Raw genomic sequence first — 246 nt, 5'->3', positions numbered from 1 at the left:
CGGCAGATCTCCGACGGCACGGCGGTCGCGGTGCCGCAACAGGGCGAGCCGACGCTCGCGCCGAAGCTGAGCCTCGCCGACGGCCTGCTCGACTTCACCCGACCCGCGAGCGAGGTACTCGCGCGGTTCCGGGGCGTGACGCCCGAACCCGGCGCGCACACGACGCTCGCGGGCGAGCGTTTCAAGATCCACGCGGCGCGGCGTTCCGCGGAAGGGTCCCCCGCCCCCGGGGCGGTGGCCGAGACG

1 pseudogene is annotated in these 246 nt (G+C 76.0%); it reads left to right on the top strand.

Features of this window, described 5'->3' with window-relative positions:
* Positions 1–246 (top strand): annotated as a pseudogene (locus SB660_RS22945) (methionyl-tRNA formyltransferase); the annotation flags it as partial.

Source organism: Bacillus sp. SIMBA_005 (genome assembly GCF_046535585.1).
GTDB lineage: Bacteria > Bacillota > Bacilli > Bacillales > Bacillaceae > Bacillus > Bacillus pumilus.
Note: the sequence above shows the minus strand (reverse complement) of the source record. Positions and strands in the feature narration are given on the sequence as shown.